Raw genomic sequence first — 589 nt, forward strand, 5'->3', positions numbered from 1 at the left:
GTATGTAATCATTGTTATGACGCTTGTCTCAAAGAGGGAGATAGCCACCATATGGCGGATTGCATTCGGTTAGATCGAGAATGTGCCGATATGTGTGCCTTTGCTGCTGGAGCAATGTCTCGAAATAGTCAATTTGCTCATCAAATTTGTCAACTATGTGCTGAGATATGTGAAGCATGTGGAAACGAGTGTAAAAAACACGATCATGCTCATTGTAAAGAATGTGCAGAAGCTTGTTTCAAATGTGCAGATGTATGTCGTAAGATGGCTAGCTAATATCTTATTAAGGTACCGTTTTCTAAGACAAAAGTCCCTTTGGAGCATCCATAGGGACTTTATGTTTGACATCTACATTAATTGAACAAATTCCAAAGGGAATTAAAAGTTTCGTTCTCTACCATTATATATATACCTAATCCAACAAATACAATGGGGATAATCCATCTTCCATATTTCTCTAGAATTTCAGATACATGTCTGAAAGCTGCTAAACGATAACCTAAGAAACACCAGATAGCAACCATTAAGAGGAAGATAATAACTGTAACAACCAATTCACTTATATTTAAGGTTGAAAAATAAGGTACAT

The 589-nt window shown here is 36.2% G+C and carries 2 protein-coding genes; one reads left to right on the forward strand and one right to left on the reverse strand.

Annotated elements, in window-relative coordinates; all coding sequences use genetic code 11:
• The first annotated feature begins 114 nt into the window (after window positions 1-114).
• On the forward strand, window positions 115-276 hold the full coding sequence (locus QD409_RS35565; RefSeq protein ID WP_430765057.1) for a four-helix bundle copper-binding protein: 162 nt from the start codon (window positions 115-117) through the stop codon (window positions 274-276).
• 77 nt (window positions 277-353) lie between these two features.
• Here the strand turns inward: QD409_RS35565 and QD409_RS35570 are convergent.
• Window positions 354-589: cadmium resistance transporter (locus QD409_RS35570; protein WP_430765056.1), on the reverse strand; the 236-nt coding region annotated here is incomplete at its 5' end.

It is taken from the genome of Rhizobium sp. BR 315 (assembly GCF_050577975.1).
GTDB classification, from domain to species: Bacteria; Pseudomonadota; Alphaproteobacteria; order Rhizobiales; family Rhizobiaceae; genus Rhizobium; species Rhizobium miluonense.

Excerpts from the sequence above, each read along its gene's own strand:
- QD409_RS35565 (WP_430765057.1), top strand. The coding sequence starts at position 115 with ATGTCTCGAAATAGTCAATTTGCTCATCAAATTTGTCAACTATGTGCT.